We start from the raw sequence: 3,966 nt of genomic DNA on the forward strand, positions 1-3,966 counted from the left end.
CCTTTTGGGCCCTGTCTCCCGGGGTTGGGGACCTCCGTGGTTTTGTTTTTTTTTAAGCGCTGGCCCCCCGGGCCGTTTTTTGCGCCCCCCCCCCCCCCCCCCCCCCCCCCCCCCACCCCCCGAGACCACGCATGACACAGGTAGCATCGGATGCCGAGATTTGACGCGGTGGATTTGCAAGCTTTTCATATGGATAGTGCGTGCTGGCTTGCGCTCTTCGGGCCAATGCCACGCGTCACGGCTGCAATCCGCACAACGATGCGCCGGGCACTAGGCTTACACAGTCAACCGAGCTGATTATTGCCATATGTCAATTGAGAAAATATCGATGTTTTTCGAAATCGAGACATCGATTGGGTGCACTTGCTCCGTAGGCGGCGAATAAGGCATCGACGCCTTTGTTGATACCGTGACTCTACCGGCGCTCAATCTCCTCGATACATGTTTTAGGATTCTGAGTTTCGCAGATTTCACAATGGCTCGAACCGCTACGAATCGTGCGCGGTAGTTCACCGGGGAATGCATTTCGTGGGAGGAATCGAGGCACCGCTTACCGATCCAACACGCTCTCGAGAATCGACAGAGCTGCGCGGCGAATCGACGAACTGCGCACCAAACATTTGCGACCAACCGGCCACATCTCGATGTCCGGTTATCGTGCGTGGCGCCAGTTTCCATCGACAAGACTGGCAGAAGGCGTTTGGCGGCCGGCGTGGGCGACAACAAATGTGAACACAGGATTTCAGTCGGGAGTGGACTTCTTACTGCACGAGGTCATGCGGGACGCTTTGAGCTTCAGCGATTTTGCTGGCATGTATCGGCAGCGGCACGAAGCACGCCACCCCAGGTCTGATCCACCAAGGCTCTCATAGGGTCGTTTCCGGTTGCACAGCCCGATATGATCACCGCTCAGAGCGTGCGTCGAGGTCATTTCGCCATGTCCTTGGTTCGTTTACCTGAACCATCGCCGGCTCAAGCCCCGGTCATCTATTCATCTGGCCACCTGGAGTTGCACGGTCACTTCTGAATTTGATGCGGTACACGCTACCGTGATCACAACTACCGGTGTATGGGGTTACCTTTCGATGTCAGACCAGATGTAATTCGCCCGCGGCATGAAGCAACTCATCGCGGAATCGAGGATCGGCAATAGCGATCAGGCTTAATGCTCTCTCTGTAGATGATTTACCTTTAAGATCCGTCCAGCCGTACTCAGTGACCACAATGTGGGTATCGATGCGTGGTGTGGTGACCGGGCCATCCAACCGGGGAACAATTCGCGAAATCTGACCTTTTGCGGCAGTGGCACGACACGCGATAATGGACTTCCCCCCCTTGGAGGCATAGGCTCCACGCACGAAATCCAGTTGGCCACCCGAGGCACTGTATTGGTGGCCGAGCACGTGCTCTGAGTTACATGCACCTGTCAGGTCGACCTGCAGCGTCGCATTGACCGAGATCACGCGGTCGTTTTGGGCGATGATGTGAGGATCATTCACGTAGTCAACCGGCTGACTGTAGATCGCGGGATTATCGTCGATGAATTGGTACATTGACTTCTGTCCCATCGCGAAGGTGAACACCGTTTTGCCAATATCCAGCGCCTTGCGGCGGTTGTTAACCACTCCTCGCTGGATCAAATCAATCATCCCAGGACACAGAGCCTCCGTATGAATGCCCAGGTCGTTGCGTGTGGTGAGCTGTGCGCAAACAAAGTTCGGCAATGCACCCACCCCCATTTGCAAGCATGCGCCGTCTGGAACCATCTCAGCGATCGTACGACCGATGGCTTCGTCCTCTGGGTCTGCCCGGCGAATCGGCAACTCGAACAGAGGGACCGTATGTTCGACGATCGCGCTGACCTGTGAAACGTGAATTTGCGCGCCATTACCCTGGACACGAGGCATATTCTCATTGACTTCGACGATCACTCGACGAGCGGTCTGTACCAGTCGGCTCGAGTAATCGTTGCCGGTGCCGAGACTGAAGTACCCGTGGCGATCCATCGGCGACACAATCATCAGTAAGGTATCGATGCCGATATGTTCGCTAAGCAGCCGTGGTGCCTGATGAAATGTACTCGGCACGAAGCTGACCACCTTGCGCCCATCTTCCAGTCCGCGCTTGATGAGCGCGCGCTCCGCAGAGGTGATGAACATGCTGAATGGGGCAATTCGATCGTTGAGTTCGTAACGAAGGATTGTCTCGTTGAGCAGCGGCGTCGATTCGTAATAGTAGGCCCGAATGCCTTCGACTTTGCCGTCCGCAGCACGATCGGCAAGTGCAGCGAGCAACGCTGGCGGTTCGGCTGCCGCCATTCCGACCGAGATCCGGCTACCCGGGTCGATAAGAGAGACTGCGACCTCCGGGACCGTGAGTTTCGATTGGTAGAGAGTGGCAATATCCATCGTGATTTTCCCCGCGATAACGGTTAGTAATTCGATTCTTCTTTGGGATGGTGTCCTCGACGGTAGACAAGAATCGTGCGTTCGAAGCTCATGACTTCGTTACCACTCTGGTTGATGCCGCGTGTCAGCACGGTGACGATGCCTTGCGTGGGGCGGCTCTTGGATTCGCGCTTGTGCAGTACGGTACTCTCTGCATAAAGCGTGTCGCCGGCGAATACCGGATGGCTGGCCCGGACCTTGTCCCAGCCCAGATTAGCGACCACCTTTGCGCTGACCGTGCGTACACTCATTCCGGTGAGCAGGGCCAGTGTGAACGTGGAATCAACCAGCAACTTCTTCCATTCGGTCTGGGCGGCATACGACGCGTCGAAATGTACCTGCTGGATGTTGAGCGTCAGCAGTGTGAACCACACGTTGTCCGCATCCAAAACGGTGCGTCCGGGACGATGTTCAAACGTGTCACCCGGAATGAAGTCCTCGTAGTACAACCCGGACGTTTCGCGATAGCGCTGATCGCCAACGTGCTTGTAGGCAGGCAGAATGTTATCCATGGCGTGCTCCTTCAGGAGAGGTGGAAATACCAGCCGCGGCGAGCACGCGACGCGCGTTGCGCGCCACGGCCTCGTCGATCATCACACCATCTAGCAGGCCAACTCCGGCAGCATTGACCGCAAGAATTGAATGTGCGTGTTCGACTTGCTCTGGCGTTGGCGCGAACGCGGCATTGATGACGGGAACCTGCCGCGGATGGATCGCGGCTTTGCCGACAAAGCCCATCTCAACAGCCTGTTCCACATCACGTTGAAAGCCAGCATCATCGTGTAGATCGAACCACGGCGAATCAATGGCATCGACACGCGCTCGGGCTGCGGCGGAAATCAGTCGCGCGCGGGCGATGAGGAGGTTCGGCGCGCGACTGTCACAGCCATAGTCCGCAGCCAGATCAGCTGTACCCAGCATTGTGGCGCGAAGCCGCGGCGTAGCTAATAGCGATTCATGGACTGCATCGACACCGCGGGCACTCTCAACCAATGCAACAAGCGCGGTGGACGCGCCAACTTCCGTCAATAGCCGGTCAATTATCTGGAGTTGAACGGGAGATTCCACCTTCGGTAGCAAGAGCAGGTTTGGGATTGCTTCGGCCTCAAGAATGGCGGTCAGGTCGTTGAGTCCGGCGCGAGTTCCCAGACCGTTGACCCTGATCACGCGAGCCGGCATGTCACTCGGTTCGGTCAATGTCTGCAGCGCGATGGATCTTGCTCTGTCTTTATCGACGGGGGCCACTGCGTCTTCCAGATCCATGATGAGAACGTCTGCGGCCACCGAAGCAGCTTTCGCAAATCGCTCGGGACGAGTGGCCGGGGTGAATAACCAGCTTCTAAGACTGGTGGGCATGGCCATGACCTCCTTGATAAGGTTGATCGTTCTGACGACATTCCGGCACAACGCATATCCCAGCATCATCCCCCGTTAAAACAGATATCGGAAGTTGGCCGTGCCCCAATAGGTGGGGGCCTGGCCCTGCGTGGAGCCGTTGAGCATGACGTACAGCTTGCTT

Annotated in this window: 3 protein-coding genes; all 3 read right to left on the reverse strand. The window is 56.8% G+C overall.

The genetic code is table 11. The features are described 5' to 3' along the window. Positions 1-1,088 precede the first annotated feature (1,088 nt). Genes ACIQWO_RS27315 through ACIQWO_RS27325 form a run of 3 tightly spaced genes read right to left on the reverse strand, consistent with a single transcriptional unit; the run spans position 1,089 to position 3,803 of the window. On the reverse strand, positions 1,089-2,408 hold the full coding sequence (locus tag ACIQWO_RS27315) for an acetyl-CoA hydrolase/transferase family protein (RefSeq protein WP_402830836.1): 1,320 nt from the start codon (positions 2,406-2,408) through the stop codon (positions 1,089-1,091). Between the two features lie 23 nt (positions 2,409-2,431). After that, a complete protein-coding gene (gene ripB, locus ACIQWO_RS27320; protein ID WP_402830838.1) occupies positions 2,432-2,959 on the reverse strand; it encodes a (R)-specific enoyl-CoA hydratase RipB/Ich in 528 nt (175 codons plus the stop codon). Further along, complete coding sequence (locus tag ACIQWO_RS27325) at positions 2,952-3,803, reverse strand: aldolase/citrate lyase family protein (protein WP_402830839.1); 852 nt, start codon at positions 3,801-3,803, stop codon at positions 2,952-2,954. Before ACIQWO_RS27325 ends, ripB begins: the two co-directional genes overlap by 8 nt. Positions 3,804-3,966: the final 163 nt, after the last annotated feature.

Source organism: Pandoraea sp. NPDC090278 (genome assembly GCF_044772185.1).
GTDB lineage: Bacteria > Pseudomonadota > Gammaproteobacteria > Burkholderiales > Burkholderiaceae > Pandoraea.